This is a genomic window from Mucilaginibacter sp. UYP27, assembly GCF_040547175.1.
Classification (GTDB): Bacteria; Bacteroidota; Bacteroidia; order Sphingobacteriales; family Sphingobacteriaceae; genus Mucilaginibacter.
The window spans coordinates 35,295-57,692 of the sequence record NZ_JBEPPE010000010.1 but is presented as its reverse complement, the minus strand read 5'-3'; the positions used below and the strand labels follow the sequence as shown (position 1 = coordinate 57,692).

Annotated in this window: 20 protein-coding genes; 7 read left to right on the top strand and 13 right to left on the bottom strand. The window is 43.9% G+C overall.

Going from position 1 to position 22,398, the window contains the following annotated elements; translation table 11 throughout:
- Positions 1-55: 55 nt before the first annotated feature.
- Positions 56-1,309 carry an efflux RND transporter periplasmic adaptor subunit gene (locus tag ABIB39_RS20385; RefSeq protein WP_354432024.1) on the bottom strand — a complete coding sequence of 418 codons (1,254 nt, stop codon included), beginning with the start codon at positions 1,307-1,309 and terminating at the stop codon, positions 56-58.
- Positions 1,310-1,622: 313 nt separating this feature from the next.
- Here ABIB39_RS20385 and ABIB39_RS20380 point away from each other — a divergent pair, with 313 nt between their 5' ends.
- The 7 genes from ABIB39_RS20380 to ABIB39_RS20350 all read left to right on the top strand — a co-directional run bounded on the left by ABIB39_RS20380 (position 1,623) and on the right by ABIB39_RS20350 (position 8,695).
- Positions 1,623-2,984 carry a sigma-54-dependent transcriptional regulator gene (locus tag ABIB39_RS20380; protein ID WP_354432023.1) on the top strand — a complete coding sequence of 454 codons (1,362 nt, stop codon included), beginning with the start codon at positions 1,623-1,625 and terminating at the stop codon, positions 2,982-2,984.
- Complete coding sequence (locus tag ABIB39_RS20375; RefSeq protein WP_354432022.1) at positions 2,974-4,326, top strand: sensor histidine kinase; 1,353 nt, start codon at positions 2,974-2,976, stop codon at positions 4,324-4,326. Before ABIB39_RS20380 ends, ABIB39_RS20375 begins: the two co-directional genes overlap by 11 nt.
- Before the next feature lie 24 nt (positions 4,327-4,350).
- Complete coding sequence (locus ABIB39_RS20370; RefSeq protein WP_354432021.1) at positions 4,351-4,881, top strand: NADPH-dependent FMN reductase; 531 nt, start codon at positions 4,351-4,353, stop codon at positions 4,879-4,881.
- A gap of 39 nt (positions 4,882-4,920) precedes the next feature.
- Positions 4,921-5,529, top strand: a complete 609-nt coding sequence (locus ABIB39_RS20365) for a thioredoxin family protein (protein WP_354432020.1) — start codon at positions 4,921-4,923, stop codon at positions 5,527-5,529.
- A gap of 207 nt (positions 5,530-5,736) precedes the next feature.
- Entirely contained in the window at positions 5,737-7,620 is a 1,884-nt protein-coding gene (gene htpG / locus ABIB39_RS20360; protein WP_354432019.1) for a molecular chaperone HtpG, read from the top strand.
- Positions 7,621-7,875: 255 nt separating this feature from the next.
- The gene (locus ABIB39_RS20355; protein ID WP_354432018.1) at positions 7,876-8,394 is read left to right on the top strand and encodes a DUF4251 domain-containing protein; all 519 of its coding nucleotides are present in this window, start codon (positions 7,876-7,878) and stop codon (positions 8,392-8,394) included.
- A 34-nt stretch (positions 8,395-8,428) separates the two neighbouring features.
- Positions 8,429-8,695, top strand: coding sequence for a hypothetical protein (locus ABIB39_RS20350; protein ID WP_354432017.1), 267 nt, complete (start codon positions 8,429-8,431; stop codon positions 8,693-8,695).
- A 23-nt stretch (positions 8,696-8,718) separates the two neighbouring features.
- Here the strand turns inward: ABIB39_RS20350 and ABIB39_RS20345 are convergent, their stop codons facing one another.
- From ABIB39_RS20345 to ABIB39_RS20290, 12 genes are all read right to left on the bottom strand, one after another.
- Positions 8,719-9,648, bottom strand: coding sequence for a sugar phosphate isomerase/epimerase family protein (locus ABIB39_RS20345; protein ID WP_354432016.1), 930 nt, complete (start codon positions 9,646-9,648; stop codon positions 8,719-8,721).
- A gap of 89 nt (positions 9,649-9,737) precedes the next feature.
- Positions 9,738-12,335: an MGH1-like glycoside hydrolase domain-containing protein gene (locus ABIB39_RS20340; RefSeq protein ID WP_354432015.1), complete on the bottom strand. Its 2,598-nt coding sequence runs from the start codon at positions 12,333-12,335 to the stop codon at positions 9,738-9,740.
- 3 nt (positions 12,336-12,338) lie between these two features.
- Positions 12,339-13,409 carry a dipeptidase gene (locus ABIB39_RS20335; protein WP_354432014.1) on the bottom strand — a complete coding sequence of 357 codons (1,071 nt, stop codon included), beginning with the start codon at positions 13,407-13,409 and terminating at the stop codon, positions 12,339-12,341.
- Positions 13,410-13,470: 61 nt separating this feature from the next.
- The gene (locus ABIB39_RS20330; protein WP_354432013.1) at positions 13,471-14,583 is read right to left on the bottom strand and encodes a D-TA family PLP-dependent enzyme; all 1,113 of its coding nucleotides are present in this window, start codon (positions 14,581-14,583) and stop codon (positions 13,471-13,473) included.
- Between the two features lie 2 nt (positions 14,584-14,585).
- The gene (locus ABIB39_RS20325; RefSeq protein ID WP_354432012.1) at positions 14,586-15,050 is read right to left on the bottom strand and encodes a RidA family protein; all 465 of its coding nucleotides are present in this window, start codon (positions 15,048-15,050) and stop codon (positions 14,586-14,588) included.
- 92 nt (positions 15,051-15,142) lie between these two features.
- Positions 15,143-16,243, bottom strand: coding sequence for a hypothetical protein (locus tag ABIB39_RS20320; RefSeq protein ID WP_354432011.1), 1,101 nt, complete (start codon positions 16,241-16,243; stop codon positions 15,143-15,145).
- A 102-nt stretch (positions 16,244-16,345) separates the two neighbouring features.
- Positions 16,346-17,134 carry a hypothetical protein gene (locus ABIB39_RS20315; RefSeq protein ID WP_354432010.1) on the bottom strand — a complete coding sequence of 263 codons (789 nt, stop codon included), beginning with the start codon at positions 17,132-17,134 and terminating at the stop codon, positions 16,346-16,348.
- A gap of 12 nt (positions 17,135-17,146) precedes the next feature.
- Entirely contained in the window at positions 17,147-18,703 is a 1,557-nt protein-coding gene (locus tag ABIB39_RS20310) for a vanadium-dependent haloperoxidase (RefSeq protein WP_354432009.1), read from the bottom strand.
- An 8-nt stretch (positions 18,704-18,711) separates the two neighbouring features.
- The gene (locus ABIB39_RS20305; protein ID WP_354432008.1) at positions 18,712-19,653 is read right to left on the bottom strand and encodes a hypothetical protein; all 942 of its coding nucleotides are present in this window, start codon (positions 19,651-19,653) and stop codon (positions 18,712-18,714) included.
- A gap of 195 nt (positions 19,654-19,848) precedes the next feature.
- Complete coding sequence (locus ABIB39_RS20300) at positions 19,849-20,400, bottom strand: hypothetical protein (RefSeq protein ID WP_354432007.1); 552 nt, start codon at positions 20,398-20,400, stop codon at positions 19,849-19,851.
- Positions 20,401-20,522: 122 nt separating this feature from the next.
- Positions 20,523-21,644, bottom strand: a complete 1,122-nt coding sequence (locus tag ABIB39_RS20295; protein ID WP_354432006.1) for a beta-1,2-mannosidase — start codon at positions 21,642-21,644, stop codon at positions 20,523-20,525.
- Between the two features lie 7 nt (positions 21,645-21,651).
- Positions 21,652-22,344 (bottom strand): class I SAM-dependent methyltransferase, encoded by a 693-nt coding sequence (locus tag ABIB39_RS20290; protein WP_354432005.1) that lies wholly within the window; start codon positions 22,342-22,344, stop codon positions 21,652-21,654.
- Between the last annotated feature and the right edge of the window lie 54 nt (positions 22,345-22,398).

The window sequence follows — 22,398 nt, the reverse complement described above, 5'->3', positions numbered from 1 at the left end:
TGTGTTATACCTCTTATACAAGACGCATCCCGTTTAAGAAGGTTACATCATATCGCTACTTTTTGAGTACAAGTTCCTGTATATCCCCATAGTTCTCGTAGCTCGAGGTGATTACCTTGTCGCCCGGCTTTAAGCCCGAGGTCACTTCGTAATAATCAGGGTTTTGACGGCCTATGGCGATGTCTGTTTTATAAGCAGTTTTGCCATCTTCGCTCACTTTAAAGATCCAGTTACCACCGGTTTGCTGGTAAAAACCACCCTTAGGTACCAATGTAGCTGTGGTCTCGTCGCTCAACGCTAAACGGATCTGCAAGGTTTGGCCCTTACGGATGCCTTTAGGCACTTCGCCAACAAACTGCATATCAACTTTGAAACGGCCGCTGGTTACCTGTGTAAATACCTTTTTAATGGTTAGCTTATATGTTTTACCCGCAAAGGCAAAATCGCCCATTAAGCCGTTATAAATCCTCGACAGGTAATGTTCTTCCACATCAACCTGTACTTTAAAACCGCCTTGTGCATCTATCTGCCCTAAATGTTCGCCTTTGTTTTTATTCTGGCCAACCTCGGCATCCATTGATGTTAACTGGCCATCTATCGGGGAACGAACGGTTAAGTCGGCAACTTTTTTGCGCATTAAAAGCAGGGTGCTTTTGTTGTGTGCATATTGCTCGCGCGCCTGCTCGTCTTCCTGGTGTATTAGGGTAGTGTCTTGTTTTAAAATCTGCGTGGTTAGTTTTTTGCGCCTTAACTGGTAGATGTAAGCATTTTCTGCCGCTTTATACTCCTGCAGGCCTATTGCTTTTTGGTCTAACAGTTTTTTATCGAGGGTGTAAACACGCTCGGCCTCTTTGTAAGCGTTATCCACATCGGCCATCTGGTTTAGTTTGGTGATGGTGTTTTGCTGGGCGTTATTATGAGAGATCTGCATTTGGGTTTGGGCCGCATAAACGGCAGTTTCCTGGTTAGCAAGGCTCAATTCAAGGTCGGTATTTGATAAACGGATGATCGGGTCGCCTTTTTTAAGGCTGGCGCCATCTTCTACATACTTCTCTTCTACGCGTCCGCCTTCTATCGCGTCAAGATATATGGTAGTAAGTGGTAACACCACGCCGTTAACCGGAATAAACTCCTGGAAGGCGCCTTTTTTAATTTCGCTTACGGTGATACGCTCTGTATCTACGTTCAATTTGCTTTTGCCCGATGTGAAAAATATACTGCCGGCAACCAAAACTACTACACCCGCAATACCGGCTATGGTCATCAGGCGCTTAGTGCTCCATTTCTGTTTTTGTATAACTCTATCCACTGTGTTTTATTAATATTTGACAATTGAATACAAAAACACATGCCACAAATTAAAATACTGTATTTCAGTAACTTATATTAAAAATACCATATTGCACCGTACGCTTCTGTTACAGCAAGTGTTCGGTATTGATACAGTGCGTTTTTAAGGCATATTATTTATGCTTCGTCAATCATAGTTGAATATCAGTATTATACTTAATATAGGCCAATTGGTACGATATTTCGTATCAAAATATTAAATTGCATGGGCAAATAGTACCGCTATATTTGGTGCTGTTATCCATGAACCAACCACTAATCACCACCAATAAATGATACTTAAAAAAGCAACCGTTTTAATTGTTGACGACGACCCCGATGTGCTTACGGCTGTTAAGTTATTGCTTAAAACAGAAACTAAAGAAATAATTACCGAAAAGAACCCGGAGAACATCAACTGGCTTTTACAAAAAAACGAGGTTGACCTGGTGCTGCTGGACATGAATTATAACAGCGCCATCAACACCGGTAACGAGGGTATTTACTGGTTGCGTAAAATAAAGGAATGGAAGCCGAACGTTTGCGTGATCATGATAACGGCATATGGCGATATTGACCTGGCCGTACGCTCGTTAAAAGAAGGCGCAAACGATTTTGTGGTAAAACCATGGCATAACGAGAAGCTGATAGATACCATTAAGGACCTGCTGGATAAAAAAGAAGGCGGCGGTGGTAAATCTGCCAAGGCATCTATTAAAGGCGCCGGTGGCGAAAAATCCATCCTTGGCGATAGCGAGGTGATGGAAGATATTTTCCATAAAGTAAATAAGATCGCCCCTACTGATGCCAACATACTAATATTGGGCGAGAACGGCACGGGTAAAGACCTGATGGCGAAAGCCATACACGAACGATCTTTGCGTTCCGATAAACCTTTTGTAAAGGTAGATGTAGGCGCACTGACGGATTCGCTGTTTGAAAGCGAACTGTTCGGCCATAAAAAAGGTGCTTACACCGATGCCCGCGAAGACCGCATGGGCCGTTTTGAAGAAGCTGAAGGTGGTACTTTGTTCTTAGATGAGATCGGTAACATCAGTCTGCAGCAGCAAGCAAAGCTGCTTACCATTTTACAAAACCGCCAGGTAACCCGTTTGGGCACCAACAAAGCTGTGGACATTAACATCCGCCTGATATGCGCTACCAACGTGCCCTTGCATGAACTGGCTAATGAGAACAAATTCCGTAAGGATTTAATTTACAGGATAAATACGGTAGAGATAAATATGCCCCCCCTGCGCAAACGTGCCGAGGATATTGTGGTATTGGCAAAACACTTCGCCAAAATGTACAGCAACAAATACCTTAAACCGGTAATTGATTTTGATAATACCGCGCTTAACAAATTGCGCGGGTATAGCTACCCGGGTAACGTGCGCGAACTGCAATACACCATTGAGCGCGCCGTAATTATGGCCGACGACCAGATGCTAAAAGCTGATGACCTGCTATTCTCGGTATTGGAATCACCCGGAGAAAACATTATTGATGACGATAACATACAGTTAAGCACACTGGAGAAGAATGCTATTTTACGCGTGATAGAAAAACACAACGGCAACATTACCCGCGCCGCTAAAGAATTGGGTTTAACCCGTACCGCCCTATATCGCAGATTAAGCAAATATGATATTTAACCGTTACGAATGGCGGCTGGTGCTGCGTGTGCTGTTGCTGTTTGTGGCTGTGGTAGCTACCACATTGGTTGTTATGAACGGGCAGGTCTTTTATGGGGTTATAACCGTTCCGATGGTGATCTATTCGGTGCTTGACCTGATCCGTTTTAACAAGAAAGCACAAGACGAGGTGAACCAGTTTGTAGAATCTATCCACTACCGTGATTTCTCCAGGCACTTTGATGTACGCAAAGCACCTAATGAGTTAAAACCCCTGCGCAAGGGCTTTAACGATATTAATACAACGTTTAAACTGATAAGCCGGGAGCGCGAAACCCAATACCACTACCTGCAAAAAATATTGGAACTGGTTGATACCGGTATCCTTTCTTATGAGGAAGAAACCGGCGAGATAGCCTGGATAAACGAGGCCTTTAAATCGCTCATCAGCATCCCTTATCTGAAAACCATCCACTCGCTCGAGAAACGCGAACCAATTTTGTATAAGGATGTGGTTAAATTAAAGCCCGGAGAGGCGCAAGTGCTTTCAATCACCCGCGACCAGCAGCAGGTTAAAATGTTGGTTACAGCCAGCACTATGCGGAGCGATGATAAACTGTACAAACTCATCGCGTTCCAAAACGTGAGCGAGGCTTTGGACGAAACGGAATCAAAGGCATGGTCGAAATTATTGAACGTGATGACGCACGAGATCATGAACTCGGTTGCGCCTATCTCCTCTTTGGCCGATACTTTAAAGAACCGCCTGCAAAGCCCGGAGATTGCCAATAGTATAGAAAGCGGCGACCTGGAAGATATTTCGCTCGGTATTGAAACCATAAAACGCCGTAGCGAGGGCTTGCTTAAGTTTACCGAAAGCTACCGCAGCCTTAACAAGATCACCAAGCTTGACCTAAACAAGTTGTTGGTACGTAACATATTCGAGAACCTGGCCAGCCTGATGCGCCCGATGCTCGAAAAAAAGAATATCGAACTGGAAATTATTTTGCGCGATCCGGCCCTGGCTATTGAAGCGGATATTAACTTGTTAGACCAGGTGATGATAAACTTACTGGTAAACGCTATTGAGGCTGTTAAAGACCGCGAAGAACCACGCATCACCCTATCTGCCGAAACGCAAAGCAGCAGCCGCATCCTGGTTAAAGTAACCGATAATGGCCTTGGCATGCCACCAGAATTGTTGGACAAGATCTTTATCCCGTTCTTTAGTACCCGCAAAACCGGCAGTGGCATCGGCCTAAGCCTTTGTAAGCAAATCATGTTGCTGCATAAGGGTAACATCCAGGCACAATCTACCGAGGGTAAAGGCGCATCGTTTATATTGCAGTTTGCTAATAATTAGCAACTGCCTCTAAATAAAGTAATTATGCAAGGAAAGCAAATCTTCGCCATACCCGGCAGCCTGCGGGCAGGCTCATCAAACCATAATATACTAAAGCAAATAGGCGGCTTGTTACCCACTGATGTTCGTTATAACATTTACGATGCACTCGCCATAATCCCGCCCTTCGATCCGGGGTTGGATAACGATACGCCTCCACAGGCGGTCATGGAATTAAGAAATACCATTACACAAGCCGATGCGGTAATTATCTGCACACCAGAATATGCTTATGGCATCCCTGGTCAGTTAAAGAACGCGCTCGACTGGATGGTATCGAGCGCGTCATTCTCTGGCAAGCCTACCGCGCTGGTAACGGCATCAACAGGTGGTGAGAATGCGCATACGGCATTGTTAAAAGTGCTGGGGGCAATAGATTGCCAGATAATTGAAGGCGGCACTTTGCTTATTTCCTATATCCGTTCAAAAATGGATGCAGATGGAAACATCACAGATAAAGATACCGCCGGTGCTTTAAAAAATATTGCAGATAAATTACTGAAAGCCACGGCATAGTAATCTACTTATTACTAAATTGCTTAAAAATCATTCGCCATGAAAAAATCGCTGTTCATATTGTTCGTATTGTTCGCTGTTAAGTCGGGCTTTGCACAAACTGCTGCCTTGCCTGCGAGCGAAGTTGTATTGAAAGAGGCCTACGCCAAAGCCGCTAAAGAAAATAAAAAGGTAATGCTGATCTTCCACGCTTCGTGGTGTGGCTGGTGTAAAAAAATGGAAGCCTCACTTGCCGACCCTACCATTAAGCCGCTTATAGACAACAACTATGTTATTGCCACACTCGATGTAATGGAGCGCCCGGGAAAAGAAAGTCTGGAAAATCCGGGTTCGCTACAGATCATGACCAAACTTAAGGGCGAAAAATCGGGTTTGCCCTTTTGGGTGGTGCTTGATGCCAAAGGCAAAGTTTTAGGTGACAGCCAGGTACGCCCGGCAGGTGCATCGTTAGATACTTACGGAGAAAATGTTGGCTGCCCCGCAAGTACAGATGAAGTGGCGTTCTTTACCAAATTGCTTAAAGCAACCTCAAAATTGAACGATGAGCAATTAGCTGTTATCGCAAAGCGCTTCGCACAAAACGCCTCAGCCCCAGCCCCGGCAAAAGCCGCAACACCAACTTCACCAGCTACCGTAGGGTCGAAATAATAAATATGTCATGGTGAGCTTGTTGAACTATTTGCGAAGCGCCTAGTCTTCGACAAGCTCAGACTGACATTTATTTCATCTGCACACCTCCATATTCGCATATCTGCACATCTTCCCCCTCTCTGCCAATTTGGCAAATCCTAAGCTTTGGAACGGGCATTGATTAGTTGTATCCGTAAATCATTTAAGCTTTATAAAATTACTACTATGCAAGAAAAAGGAACAATTTCGATCCACACCGAAAACATTTTCCCGATAATTAAAAAGTTCTTATACTCTGATACCGAGATATTTCTGCGCGAGCTGGTATCAAACTCGGTTGATGCTACACAGAAAATAAAACGTCTTTCATCCTTAGGCCAGTACACTGGCGAGCTTGGCGACCTGCGCGTTGAGGTTGCTTTTGATGCAGACAAAAAGACCGTCACCATATCTGATAACGGTTTGGGTATGACGGCCGAAGAAATAAAAAAATACATCAACCAGATAGCGTTCAGCGGCGCTACCGAGTTTGTGGAGAAATTTAAAGAAGCTAAAGATGCCAATGAGATCATCGGCCGCTTTGGTTTAGGCTTCTACTCGGCCTTTATGGTTGCTGATAGGGTTGAAATTGAAACCCTTAGCTACCAGGACGGCGCTACCCCTGCGCACTGGACATGCGATGGCAGCACCGAGTTTGAAATAAGCGAAGGTAGCCTTGAAGAGCGCGGTACCGAGATCACCCTGCACATTAACGCCGAATCTGAAGAGTTTTTAAATCAGGGCCGCATACAGGAAATACTGGACAAATATGCTAAATTCCTGCCGGTGCCTATCAAATTTGGCACTACTACCCAAGAGGAAGAAGATGGTGTTGATGAAGAAGGCAAACCAAAATACAAATCGGTCGAGGTTGATAACATCATCAACGATACCAACCCTATCTGGACTAAAGCACCAAACGAACTTAGTGACGAGGATTACCTTAAATTTTACAAAGAGCTTTACCCGTACAGCGAAGACCCTTTATTCTGGATACACCTTAATGTTGATTATCCATTCAACCTTACCGGTGTATTGTACTTCCCTAAGCTGAAGAACGATTTTGAGATCACCCGTAACAAGATCAAGCTATACTCTCGCCAGGTATTTATTACCGACGAGGTTAAGGACATCGTGCCTGAATTTTTGATGTTATTGCATGGTGTTATCGATTCACCGGATATCCCGTTGAACGTATCACGTAGTTTCTTACAGGCCGATAGCAATGTTAAAAAGATAAACAGCTACATCACCAAAAAAGTAGCGGATAAACTTGCCGAACTGTTTAAAGCAGACCGTAAAGGTTTTGAAGAAAAATGGGGCGACATTGGCTTATTTGTAAAATACGGTATGGTGAGCGAAGAGAAATTCTACGACAAAGCGAAAGACTTTGTTCTGGTAACCAACACCGCTAAAGAAAACTTTACTCTTAACGAGTACAAGGACAAAGTTGAGCCTTTGCAAACCGATAAGGACGGCCAGCTGATCTACATTTACACCAACGATGCCGAGAAACAGGATGCGTTTATCCAGTCGGCAGGTAAAAAGGGTTACGATGTTTTGGTGATGAACTCTCCTATCGATAACCACTTCATTAGCCAATTGGAGCAGAAGCTTGAAAAAACTTCGCTTAAACGGGTGGATGCTGATGTTGCCGATAAACTGATCAAAAAAGACGATGCCCCTGAGCACATACTTACTGAAGAGCAGTCGATCAGGATTAAAGAGATCTTTGATAAGGCCATCAACAAACCGGCATACAAAGTGCAGTTAGAAAGCCTTAGCCCTGATGAGTTACCGGTAACCGTTACGTTAGATGAGTTTATGCGCCGCATGAAAGATATGGCTGCCATGGGCGGTGGTATGGGTTTCTACGGCAATATGCCCGATAACTACAAGGTTACTGTAAACGGCAACCACAAATTAATAAGCCGCATTTTAGATGGCGAAGACGAAGGCGTACAGGCACAACTGGCCAAGCAAGCGTTCGACCTTGCCCTATTATCTCAAGGTCTATTAACCGGCGCCGAATTAACCGAATTTGTTAATCGCAGCGTGAGCCTGATATAAGTCGTAATACTTCTTAAATGGAAAAAGCCATCCGAAACCCGGGTGGCTTTTTTGTGGAATAAATTTTGATTGATTTATGGAAACCCGCTGCAGTTTGCATCTTATCATCAAAACCCGAAGATGAAACGTTATAAAACAAGCAGTAACGCACCGCCTAACTTAGTTTTCTTAAAGTATAAAAGCCTTTACAATTAAACCTGTGTAGGTGTATCAAGTCTAATAAATACTACGTTATATTTATATAAACATTTAACAATGAAAACTTTAATTAAAATATTTTTTGCAGTGGCTATTGCCTTTACAGCAATATCGCCCGCAAACGCGCAAAATGCTAAATCCGTAAAAGAAGCTAAAAAAGCCGCCGAAATAAAAGAACTTATAGATGCTAAAAATTACGTATTCCAGGCGAACTATATGTATCCAATGGGGAGTGGGTCGCGATACCTAACCTCTCCGTATGACCTGACCGTATCTCCGGACACTGTGGAAGCCTACCTGCCATACTTCGGGGTAGCTTATTCTGGTGTGGGCTACAATAGTAATGAAGATAATGGCATTAAATTTAAATCGACCAAGTTTGATTATACTACTACTGGTTTGCAAAAGAACGGCAGTTATATCATCCGCATAAAAACTAATGACACCCGTAACGCCACACAAATGCTATTGCAGGTTTTTAAGAATGGCAATGCCGATCTAAGTGTAATAAGCCAAAACAGGCAACAGATCCGTTTTACAGGTTATTTGGCAGAAAGAAAGAAAACCAAAGTGTAATATGGGATGTTAAAAAAACATCAAATAATAAGCCATGTTAAAAATAGCCATACCATCAGCCACCTTATCTGCTACAGTTTTTGGGCAGGAAACTTTGCCTACCCCGCCAAACGGAACGAAGACCGAAGCAAACGGCGACCTGATATTATTATTTGAAGATGAGGAAGAAGCTGTGGCTTACCTGGACGAACTGGAAGATTATGCTACCGAACTTGATGCAAACGCACCCGAAAAGCCAGCTATAAACGCTTTAATAAGCGCCATAAATAATGATGAATTTGTACAGGCATATTTGCAATAGCCAGTACAAATTCTATCTATTAATTACACATTCAAATTTTTGTTGATGTATTTAATACTGCTATTGATGCTCACAAAAGGATCTTTAGGCATATCGTGCTCTACAAAAAAACTTTGCATACCTGCAATTTTAGCTGCAGCGAAAATCGGTTTAAAGTCGATAGTACCGCTGCCTACAGGCAGGATATTCTCGCGGCTTGCGTCAAGGTCCTTAACATGCCATAGCGGGAAACGGCCCGGGTTTGCTTTAAACAGGTCTACCGGGTTTTTACCCGCCTTAACTGCCCAGGCAAGGTCAAGCTCCATTTTTACATGCTTCGCATCAGTTTCTGATAATAGCAGGTCATAAGGGATAGTGCCATCGCTCAGGATCTTAAATTCCATATCGTGGTTATGATAGGCAAAGGTTAAACCCGCTTTGCTTGCAGCCTCGCCTGTTTTATTCAGTACGGCTATAGATGCTTTTAGATTCTCGGGGGTGTCTGTTGGGGTATTAGCGCATACCAGGTATTTTACACCACCTTCGGCAGCTTCATCAACCAGTTGCTGCATATTATCCTGCAGGTTCATCATAGTAGGGATTACCATTGGTTTACCATCAGGTGTGGTTGGCATTTTAGCACCGGCAGGTAATTTAAACGGCGCGCCCAATACGTGGTGTGATTTCCAGGTTAAGCCAAGGCCGTTTGCCAAAGCTTTAAACTCTTTTGGTTTTAAACCATAATACCCACCTTTTTTACTGAAGGCCGATTCTATTTCGCGGTAACCTGCCGCTGCTACTTTGGTTAAAGTACCCTTAACATCTTCGTCCATCACGTTGAAGAACGTGAACAATTGTACACCAATAGGGTGCTTAATAAGATTTAAATATGATGCCGCTTTCCCCGACAACACTGCACTGCTAAGCACCAAAGTGCCGGTGCTTTGCAAAAACTTGCGCCTGTTAAAATTCATTACTGTAGTTAATTTAGTTTACTTGGTAAGTAAATCTAAATCAAATAATTCGAACAAAAAAATTATTGTGTCAAAACTACGCATTAGACTTAATGATAAAGGCAATTTGCTATCAATCCCGTCCAGCCGGTTTGGTGCGCGGCGCCTAAGCCACGGCCGGTATCGCCGTCAAAATATTCGTAGTACAGGATGTGATCTTTAAAATAAGGATCTGTTTGTGTCTTTTCATCGGTACCGTTACTTGGGCGGTGGCCGTTCTCATCCGGCAGGAACAATTTAGAGATGCGGCGGTAGATCTCATTCGCAACCTCCTTAAGGTTCATCATATTGCCCGAACGTGTTGGGCATTCAACAGTAAGCTCATCGCCGTAATATTGATAAAAATCGTTTAGACTTTCAATGATGAGGTAATTAATGGGGATCCATACCGGGCCACGCCAGTTGCTGTTACCTCCAAACATATCGCTGTCGCTTTCGGCAGGTACATATTTGATGCTGAACTGTGTGCCGTTGATTTTGGCGCTAAACGGATTGTTGAGGTGATATTTTGATAGTGAGCGGATGCCATAATCGCTTAAAAACTCATTCTCATCAAGCATATATTTCAAGATGCCTTTCATACGATGGCCGCGTAACAGGCTCACAAGGTGTTTACCTGTGGCGCTTTTCTCATCCCAACGGGAAACCAAACCGGCGAGATCCGGCCTGTTTGCAGCAAACCAATCCATCCTATCTCGAAAGATGGGGTTACTGGCAATGGTTTGTTCATCCAATACCTCAGTAGCAAATAATGGTACTAAACCCACTATACTGCGAATTCGCATTTTTTCGGCAGTACCATCGGGCATGCGCAGCTGGTCGTAAAAAAAGTCGTCTGCCTCATCCCATAAACCGCTTGTGCCACCCTCGCCCAGGCTGGACATAGCAGCCGATATATAAATAAAATGCTCAAAAAACTTAGAAGCGATATCGGCATAAGCTTTGTTTGTTTCGGCAAGTTCGGAAGCTATGCGCAGCAGGTTTAACGAGTACATGGCCATCCAGCTGGTACCGTCCGCTTGTTCAAGGTGCGCACCGTCTGCAAAGCGGGTGTTACGGTCAAACACGCCGATGTTATCCATCCCCAGAAAGCCACCCTCAAAAACGTTGTTACCGGCCTCGTCCTTGCGGTTTACCCACCAGGTAAAGTTGAGCATCAGCTTATGAAAAATGCGTTCTAAAAAGTAGGTATCGCCCTCGCCGTTATTGGCATTTTTATCTAATTGGTAAATTTTCCAGGTTGCCATAGCGTGCACGGGCGGGTTGGCATCGCTAAAATCCCACTCGTAGGCAGGTAGCTGCCCGTTAGGGTGCATGTACCAATCTTTAACCAGCAGGCTTAGCTGCCTTTTGGCGAAAGCTATATCCACCGCAGCAAGTGGTATGCAATGGAATGCAAGGTCCCAGGCGGCAAACCACGGGTACTCCCATTTATCGGGCATGGAAATGATATCCTGGCTGTTAAAATGCTGCCATTTGCTGTTGCGCTGATGCTGGCGTTGTACCGGCGGGCCAGGTTCTGCAGGGTCGCCATTTAGCCATTGATGGATGTTGTAATAGTAAAACTGTTTATTCCAAAGCATGCCGGCATAGGCCTGGCGTTGGATATTTGCCTTATCTGCGCTTTCATCATGCGGGCGCAATGCTTTGTAAAACTCATCTGCGTCCTGCAATCGCGCGGCAAAAATGTTATCAAAATCGGCAAAAGCGTTATCAGCGCCCTCACACAATCTTAACCTTATGGTGGTGCTTTCTCCTGCCGGGATGGTTATATCGTAATTAAAAGCCGCTTTGGTGCCCGTGTTGGCAGGATTGATGGTTTTGCTACCGTTTACAATATGGTCGTTAATGCCATCTTTGTAAAAAGATCTGCCATCATCAATATTATTGAAGCGTTTAGTATTGGTTTGATTTTCACAAAAAAGCGCGACAGGCTTGCCCTCTGCAAATAACCTCAGCGGACTTAAATCTTTATGGTCTATTTTAATTGCACCGCCTTCGACAGATAGCTGCGGCTTGTAATCGTCATACCCCCAATCCCATGTATTACGAAACCATACCGTAGGCAGCATATTTAAACTCGCGGCTTCTTTGCTCCTATTATGGATGGTCAGTTTAATGAGTATATCGTCTGTTCCTTCCTTGGCATATTCCACAAATACGTCAAAGTACTCGTCATTATCAAAAATGCCTGTATCCATTAACTCGTACTCAGACTGTGTACGGTCGCGTTTTTTACTTTCGTCTACAAGGTGCACATATGGAAATTGCTGTTGCGGGTATTTGTACAGCATTTTCATGTACAAATGCGAGGGCGTATTATCCAAATAGTAATATAATTCCTTTACATCCTCGCCATGGTTTCCCTCGGCATTACTCAAACCAAAAAAGCGTTCTTTCAGGATGGTATCTTTCTTGTTCCACAATGCAATGGAGAAACACAGCAATTGCTCGTGGTCGCAAATACCGGCTATGCCTTCTTCGCCCCAGCGGTACGCTTTACTGCGGGCAATATCATGGGTAATATAATTCCAGGCGTTACCATCGGCACTATAATCCTCGCGGACAGTGCCCCACTGGCGATCGCTCACGTAAGGTCCCCACTTTTTCCATCCAGTATCTTTTAACCTATCCTGTTCTGCACCCATTTTTTATTTCCAAGCGTTCCGTAAGAAATGTAACCAATTACCATGCATCATGTTTTCGATGTCGGTATCAGTATAACCGCGTTTTTGTAACAATGCGGGCACTTTTTGCATATCGGCAATAGTTTCCACGTCGTAAGGGCACTGCTCTTTGCCAAAAGCCCCATCCAGATCTGTACCCATACCCACATGCAGCGCGTTACCTGCTATCTGGCAAATATGGTCAATATGATCTACCATTACCTCAAGGTTGCAATTCATTTGACGCGGGGTTGACTGTCCCCTAACCCAATCATGCACCATCATCCAGGCATCGAGCGCGGCACCTACCACCGCGCCACGGTCAACAAGGGCTTTTATCATCTCATCGCTATATTGGCGGTTGTGATTTACAAGCGCACGGCAATTGTTATGACTTGCCCAAACGTGCCCGTTAAAATTATCCAGCGCTTGCCAAAAAGCATCGTCGCATAAGTGTGTGGCATCTAATATAATGTTCAGGCGCTCCATCTCTTTAAGCAACTCTAAACCATTCGCGCCCATTTTGCCTGTTGCGTCCGTACCGTTTGCGTATCTGCCGGGCCCGTAATGGGCCGGGCCAATAGCACGAAGGCCATTTTGATATGCGCTCTCTAAAAAGCCCACATCTATAATTGAATCTGCACCTTCAAGGCTTAGTATATATCCTATAGGCTTGTCAATATTATCCTTCCCATCGCACCAAAAAGTGAGATGCTTATCTAAAGTTTCTAAGTTGTTAACTTGGGTCATTTGCCCGGCAAGTTCCATAGCCTTGTACCATGCAAGTTGGCCCTGCGTTTGTGCCCAAGCCTGCTCAGGCGAGTGCCAGCCGGGCAGGTTATTATCCGGGGCAACATAGCGGCCAATCTGTGTAGCAACCACCAAACCTATGTTGCCTTTACGCAGTTCGGGCAAGGATACCACTGCCTTTGCGCGGTCGGGTTTATCAGTCATACCTTCTTCGCGTTGGTTAATTTCCGCAACCGGGCGGGTTAGGTCGCGGTTCCATTCCAGCGCGTTCATGCTGAGGTCTAAATGAGCGTCTATGATAAACATATTGTTATTGGGATTACACTGATTTTTTGATTACACCGATCTGTTTAAAAATTTACCGATGCTATATCGTTATCTTCCTATCTCTTGCAATATTTAGCCATTCTCCTGTAATTAACTTATTTTCAATAGTTATGGCACGTTCATATAAAGCAACTGTTGGGCATATATGATAGGGCAAGCCGTATAAAATATTACCGACTTTATATTGGTGACTTTCACCCGCTTCGGCAACCAGGTGTTCTTCTGACTGACCTGTAAATACAAGCTCGGGGGCGTTTAAAAAGTAGATCCGTTTCGATAATTCATTCTCCGCCGAAACCGATTTATGACCTACATCAATACAGATCTTTCCATCCTGTGGCAACGAAACTATGCGTGCAATTATCAAGGCCGCCGTTTGAAATGGCTGCTCGGGGAATGCCTGTTGATACCCCCTATCCCAGTAAACAAACGTGCCTGGGCTACACTCCAATCCTGTTTTTTTAGAAAGAATAGGGAACGTAGGCGAACCACCAGCAATTACGATGGGCCTTGGATATCCTTTAACTACAATATCATCAACGAGTTTTAAAACCGGGAGCATACTTTCTTCAGACTTGCTTTCGCGAATGCTATAATCGGCATCGTGGATATGGCCATCATAGGCATGCAACCCCAGTATCTTAATAGCGGGTAAGTGAGATAGTACCCTGTATAAGGCCAAAGCATAAATAGGGATAATGCCCGTACGGTTCATGCCGACGTTTAGGTCGATGTAAACAGGGATAGCGATATCGTTATTTAAAGCTTCCGCGGATATTTCTTTTGCAGTTTTCTCGTTATCTACCAAACAGGAAAATACCGTTTGCGGATATGTTTTAATAAGCTGAACAAAGCGTTTAAGCTTGGGGCCGTTGGGCTGATATGCCAGCAATACATCTGGCGCAGCGGCCATGCCCAGCATTTCGGCCTCGGCAATGGTGGCACATTTGTATTTGGTTATACCGGCCTGGATCATCAGCTCAGACACCACCCTGCTTTTATGCGTTTTTACATGCGGCCTCAGGCGTGCCACATCATCTATCATGGCTTTCACCAACGCTATGTTGTATTTTACCCTATCGGGATAGACAACTAATGCAGGCGTATCAAGTGTATCAACGTTGTTGATGGTGTACCAATCTGCTGCTACCATGCTTATACCAGCTCAAACAAGGCTTCTATCTCTACAGGGATATTATCGGGCAACGAGCCCATGCCAACCGCGCTGCGTACACCAATGCCATTCTCTTCACCCCAAACTGTCGCAAACAATTCGCTTGCCCCGTTTATGATATAAGGGTGTTTCTCAAAATCGGGCGTGCAGTTTACCATCCCCAATACTTTTATAACGCGCTTTACCCTATCCAGGCTACCTAAATTTGCTTTAATGGTTGCCAGCATTGCTAAACCTACCTGCCTTGCAGCAAGCTTGCCATCTTCCTGGCTTATGGTATCGCCAATGCGGCCAATGATCAAACTGCCATCGTCCTTGACCGTTCCGTGGCCCGATAGGTACAGGTATTTGCCATCAATTAAACATGGTTTGTAAACGCCAAGCGGCTTTGGTGCAGGCGGCAGGTTTAAGCCTAAATCTTTAAAGTTTTGTTCAGCTGAGTTCATTTTGTAAATCTATTATTTTAAAATAAAAAGCACGGTTATAAACAAAAAAAGGCCGGGAACCACCCCGGCCTAATTTTATATAACCATTATTATTAAAGTTTAAAAGAAACACCCACGTTTACGGCATAGTCTGCAAATGCAGCGTCGCCTTGTGTATAAATGCCTGTTAACTGGGTACTGATCTTGTCAGGCGTGCTTTGTATACGGTCGCGCACCATGGCAATAGGCACATAAGTATAAACAGAGAACCTTTTTAACCTGTAGGTGACCCCCGGCTCGGCTGATATAATATAACCTGGCCTGCGGAAACCATTGCTGCCGCCTATAAGGTCCTTTGCAGGCAGGCACTCTTCGCGCACGCCGGCCGAGAAATTGAATTTACCTACACCATAATTGGCGCCAACCCTTATCATAAACTGATCCGGCACGCTCATAATATCACTGCCATTAGCAATAGCTTTAGCAGATGCCACACCACCACGGGCAGACGACACCCCGTCTTGCTCCCGCGGATTCATCATGTAATAGAATGTACCGTACAGGCCAAAATTGTGAGAGAAGTTGTAATATCCGTTCAATTCGGTGATAATACCTGTACCGCCATCACCCAACTGGATGGATTGATCAACAGGGCCTAATAATTTTGCGCCGCCCGGGCCGGTATTCTGGAAGTAATCCTGGTACGTATAGCTTCCTGTAGGTAATTTTAAACCTATCCCTGCTTGTATATTCCCTTTATGCGCTTTAGCGGGGTTTAACAACCATGCATAAGCCTTAATGCTTACATCGCCGATACCAAAAGATTTGGTTTCATGCCTTTCCTTACCGCCGTGCTCATATAGTGATGAGCGGGTGTTGTTAAGCACAGGTACATCAATAGAAAACGACCAGCGGTTATTAAAGATACGCGTAAGTGTGAAATCTTGCGCGAAGGAGTGGTTGATAACATTAGTACCTAAAGCTATACGTTGTTTTTGCTCTTGTTTCCCTACAAAGTGTTTGTATGAGCGGTAATACCTGCTGTTAGCATTAAAAAGCCATGCCCCGCCTGATGTAGTACTGTCCGGGTGTTCGTCCATAGCGCATAAGCCACCGGTACTGCGGATAGCCACGCAACCCTGCGCGTTTACAGTTGTGTTATTAAAAAGTAAGTATATGGCAATCCCGATGAAGAATTTATATGTAAATTTCATGTTGTGTGTTTTGTGTAATAAATTTAATGGATAGCCTACCCTGTTTAGGGTGGGTTATGAGCTGTGAAAGATTTAAAATAGGTTGAAAATCCTTTTAAATAATTAGTTTTTTTGTAGAGATGTTATTGTGAGATTTGAGGAAACGTAGTTAATTGCAAACCATAAAGCTATCAGCGTGCCGTAGCTTCCGCCACGTTCGATCCACTCAAATAGTTCATAGTGAGGATATAATAATTCGCTTGAGATCTTCCAGATGATGAATACTAAAAGCACCGCACGGACAGGTTTTATCAATACAATTAACGCGGCTGCTATTTCAAAAACGCCAATAAACTGCGCCACCTTTGCAGGGCTTGTAAGCCCAAGGGATGCATACTGGCCAAGCAGGCCTTTCTTTTGTATGATGTTTAACCAACCGTGTCCCATCAGTAACAAAAAGCCTACTATTTTTAAACATTTAAATACATTATTGATTGTTTTATCATCTACCAAAGCATCAGCATCTATCCGCGTAAATAAACCTCGAAAGTTTTTGATACCACCAGACAGGATCAACAAAGCGAGCGGGGCACCAAAGTTGCCCGCGCGCTCAATAAATTCTGCAAACGGCTCGCCGGATGCCGGGCGTAAAAACGCTGTGGTGGCTCCCCAAAATACCAGCCATAAGGCAATGGCACGCATGGGGTAAAACAGCATTGTAACGCCCATCAGTATATCAACCGCTCCTACCCATGGCATTAAAGCATAGGCAGCATCGGTATTAATACCAAAAACGGCAAAGTAGTTACACCAAATTTGTTTTGTGATAATGCCAAAAACACCATGCCCAATAAAGCACATGGCCACAGCTATCCGCAAAACGTAATGTATCTTTTGTTCTGTCCTAAACATGCTCTTCATCTGTTAGTTCGACCCATCTGCCTTGCCACGTGCAACAGCGTATTCACCAACTTTTATACCTGTTTGCAAACCAACCTCGCAATCGCTTCGGTAGTGGATAGCACCGTATAACCTCGACATTGCCGCTTCATGCGCCATATCCATAAAAGCACTTGCTTTTTCGGGAACCAAATAGGCCAAAACTGTTGCAGCAGCGCCGCTAAAGTTTGAGTGACCTGATGTATAAGAAGGGAAATTAGGGACCCCTGTAAGCGTTTTGATGTTTAATACCATTTGTGTTGGGCGCGGGTTAAAGTAAAAATACTTAGCATCCCAGCAAACTATGGCGGCATCCATTTCGGCCATATTTAATAATGCGAGGTTACGTGCCCAGCGTACTTCGCTGTAGTTGTGTTTTACAAACTCATCTGCAGCAATTGTGTTCCAGTGGCCGGCAGGGGTTACTGTACCTACACCATCCGCCCAAAACGCGACAATACGCTCATGCTCGCGGCTGTGGTTTTGGCTCATTGATAATACCTCGTCGCTCTCCTTCTGAAACTCGGGAGTGCCCGGTTTAAATGGAGGCACAGGGCGCAAAGCAACAACTGTAGTTGTTGGGAAAAGAAACGGTATAACCTTTGTAAATAATGGTAACATTGGCGGGCGTTTAGGCAATTCTAAACTGATCCATGGCGTATTACCGGCTGCTGTAGTATTGGTAGCCAAAGCATCCCAATCTGCAGGGGTACCAATAGCAGCACCAGCCTTATCTGTACGGGCGCGCGCTAAAAATACAGCCGCAACCTGTTTGCCTAAGCTTTCTCCGGCGTCCATATCAGAGCGGGTATTGGCACCTGCCATAATACGGTATAGTTTTTCTTCGGCAACTTTCTTTTGAATGTAATCCAAATCACCGGGAAAAAGTAATTCCATCATTTTACCGGTAACACCTGCAACTACTGCATCCTCGCTTGGGTATGATGGCAATGCTGATTTAGGCACCAATGCCTGCACATTTATATCGTTTGTGTAAGGTGCCGCACGATTGAACTGTTTTTTAAACTTCCACGCCTGTACCAACGCATCGTATTGTGCTGCGCTTACATAAGCATAGGCACGTGCAGCATAAGGCGGGTTAGAGAATGGGAATAACGGATAAGCCAATGGGTTAGCCGCACTTGGGAACGGGTAACTACCGTCATCATTTTGATATGGCGGCAGGTTGTGCTTGGCAACAAGTTCGCGCAGTATCTCGTTCCAACGCAATACCGAGCCCGCGCTCCAGTACTTAATTATATCTCGTTGTTCGCTGGTTAGGTTACGCTGATAGCTTTTTATCTCGTTAAGGTCGGCCAGGTAATTTGGGGTAGTGATCGCATCCGGCGTAGCAATCGTAAAGGTAAACGCGGCCGTTAATATCGGCGTCCAGGTATCGGCATTAAGGTCCAGATTAGTTGGGGCCAAAGCGGGATAATCCACGCTGCGGTCCTTTTCCTGGATATCTTTTTTGCATGATGAGTTGAAAACCGCAAGGGCAACCATCAATACAGGCAATAGGTTATATATATTCTTTTTCATCACTATTCTTATTTATCAGATTTATCCTTTTTAACAGAAAACACATAATACACACCGGCAAAAAACGATCTGTTTTGGCCAACATTGCGGCCCTTTAATACGTAGTTGCCACCACCGGTAAGTTCTAAACCTGCAACGCTTTGGAAGCTGTATTTAAAAATTGCGCCAGCCAAAGTAGCATCCATATTATTACTTGGGAAAGGCATGTTGTTTTTGGTGATATCGAAACCACCAATGGTGTTCAGTTTGGTTAAAGTAGCTTCGGCATTAAACTTTAGGCTTCGGTAACCGGTGCTGAATAAAAAGTTTGTGGCATTCGGGATGGCAACCTGGTTGGTGTAATGCATCTCGGTAGTATAGTACGAATCTTTATCAATGGTGATATTATCTTTTCGCAAATACTGGCCGGAACCGGCTACGAAGAACCTGCCTGTTTGGTAGTTAATCAAAGCGCGTAAACCAATACTTTTACTGCGGCTGCCAATTGCTAATGGCAAATAATCTGCCTGGTAGTTACCTAGCGGGAGGCTACCGGTTACAATAGCATGTAAGCTTAGCAGCCCACTTCCCACCTCCTGCTTTACTGCCATCCATTTTACAGCAAGGTTAATATCCTGTATGCCGCTTTGGCCTCTAAAGGTACCTGCAGATGCGTTTGATTTGATATATGGGATCATAAACAACAAGTTAACCCTGTTACTTAGCCCGTAGTTACCGCCAACAGCATAAACGTTACTGCTAATGGTTCCTAAATTTAGGTTTTCGCGTTTAAATGTGCCTTCCCAATATTTATCCCAGCTATTGTAGGTGTACACACCGGCGGCGCAAAAGAAGTTCTTAGGTATCATTAAAGCATCATTTTCCGTTTGGGCGCTTACAGATTGGGTGGAAGCAATACAAACTACAATGGCCAAACAATACCTTTTTATATAAGGTAAAAATTGTTTCATAATACGTTTTGAAGTGATCAGCTTAACAAGTTTTTTTTTAAGCACCAGCTATTGAAAATCTCACAAATCAATAGATGATGCTCATTTTTTTTTAGTCTTAAATAAGGTTATAGCAATACACAACACATTAATACAAATGCAGCGCGTTAACTTGTGCCTGAGTTAAGAAACAATAAATCTTTTGGAATATATTAATCAGCCGATGTAGTTTGGCGGTTTGCCGGGCGATTCGATATACGGATTTGTTAAACTGGAAGATATAGAGTCTGCTAATTGTTCTACAGTATCGTCAAAACTAAAGAAGTTGTAGGTAACAACCGGATAATTATAATCTGACATTGATGAAGAGGCTTTTTTTGCAGGTGCCTCGCCTTTTTTACTTAGCGGCGCATCACTCACGTTTTTTGCCATAATGATATTGGCATTAAACAACTTTGTTTTTACGCTGTTGGCTACACACACCAGGAACATAGTGTCCCGAGTCATTTTAACACCCACGTAATTATAAAAACCATTTTTTAACTGGACCTGGCCTAATACACGTTCGTAATCAGGCCAATCCGTTATGCCTTTATTGTTTACAGGTATTTTAATTTGTACAAGCTGTGTAGCATCCACCTTATTTTCGTAAATATTTTTAACGATAGATAGCTCGGACTGATGGATGAAATATTGGAAGACAAAGGTGTAACCACCTGTATTAAACAGATGTATGCTTAGTAAGAATAAAGCAAAAAACCTTTTCACGTTTTGTTAGGTGTGCAGCTGCACTAATTAGGATTACTTGGTAAATATATGTAAATATTCAATTATCACAAAAAAATTACAAATTAATTAAAACAAACATATCAAACTATTTGCAAGTCTGCTTAATTACCTGGTTTATAAATAGCTACACCTACCCTGGAATCGGCGCAGCCATAGTATAGAAACCACTTCTTTTGAAAATATACCAGTCCTTCCATAAAAACTGTCCCCGCGGGATACTGACCGCTTTTTTCAAACGCCTCCTGCGGTACAAAAAAGGGTTTATCTAACCGGCTTATAGCTATTGTAGGATCTGTTGATGAAAACATTACCTGCCCGCCACAATAAGAATTGGCGGTGTAATTTTTATCGCCATGGTCTTTATTGTTTTTGCCATTGTAAAGCAGAATAATACCTTTAGGTGTCATGACGGCAGGCGGGCCACATTCGGTTAGGTCGCTGTCAAAGTAATTTTTCCGGGGCGATAACAATGCTTTTAGGCTGCCGTCTTTATTTATTAATGGCGACCAATTGACCAGGTCTGTTGATGTGGCCGCAAACACCCCCAGCTCGCCCCAATACATCCAATATTTACCATTTATTTTGGCAATAACTTGCTTACCATTTACCAGTTTGGTGATGATAGATGCCGATTTACTGGCAATGTTAAAGAACTTGCCATTATACGCTTTGCGGAATATTGGCCCGTGTTTATCCCATTTCCTTAAATCTTTTGAAGTAGCTACGCCAAGGCGGGGCATATCATGGTTCCATTGGGTGTAGAAAACAACATAGGTTCCGTTAGCGGTCATCGCTACGCGAGGGTCTTCACAACCACCTGTCCATTCAAATTCTTTCTGGCTGTCGTTGTCCGGATATAACACTGGTGCAGGTGAACGTTTTACAGCGGTACCATTACTGCTTTCAGCCAATCCCAAGCGCGATGTGCGGCCGCCAATGCCGGTGCCCGATTTATCTTCGGCGCGGTACAGGATATAGATCTTACCGTTTTTAATAGTAGCAGCAGGGTTAAATGTGTCATTTGATTCCCAGTCCATCTGCCTTTTGCGCATCGGGTCATAAAAACGGGAAGAGGTATCCGGACTAATCAGCGGGTTTACCCCAGCAGGCCTAACAAAAGGCCCCAAAGCCCACGCAGGCAATTTTTCATTTTGTGCTGATGCGGCTCCTGCCGTTAATATCAGCAGAACTAAGACCTTGATGAATTTGTAAGCGTTTTTCATACTTCTATTAATTAACCAGCGTTAGCCTTACCAGGTATTGATCCATATCATCTTCATATAAAACTTCGGTGGCCCAGCCTTCTTCGGCGGCGACGGCCATTAGTTTTTCGCTGTCAATGTAAAGCCATTTAAACCAATCGGTTTTTTGGCCTTTGTACTCGTATTGATATGATAGTTCGCCGTAATAGCTTTCACCATCAGGCAATTTATCTTCATACAAATAAGCGATATCAGAAGAATCGAATAATAATTGGCCGCCCGTTTTCAGGAGCGTTTTGGTATGCTGTAAAAATAGGCGTAATTGTTGGATACTACCGCACAGCCCTATGCCATTCATCATCAATAGTAATGTGTCGTATTTTTCGCGGCTATAAGTAAATATATCAGCCTCAAAAGCATGGCCGACCCCGCGTTGCTGCATTATCGTAACTGCAAGGCCGGATATATCCATCGCCGTAACATTAAAGCCTTTTCCCTGTAAAATCAAAGCGTGACTACCAGCCCCTGCGCCAATATCTAAAACCTTGCCGTTGCAATTAGTAATGGCGATGAGTTCCAGGTCGGGCATCTCCTCTGCGTCACGGAAATAAACATCCAGCGGCATTTCCTCTTTAGGGCCGTAAGTATTATTGATCCATAACTTATGCTTGCCGTTCTGCTTATAATGGTCAAATAAGGCCTGTCCGAAAATATCTTCCAAAGGGTTACGTGGTTAATCATCCAAAGAAAAGCATTGTACGGTAAAACATCAATC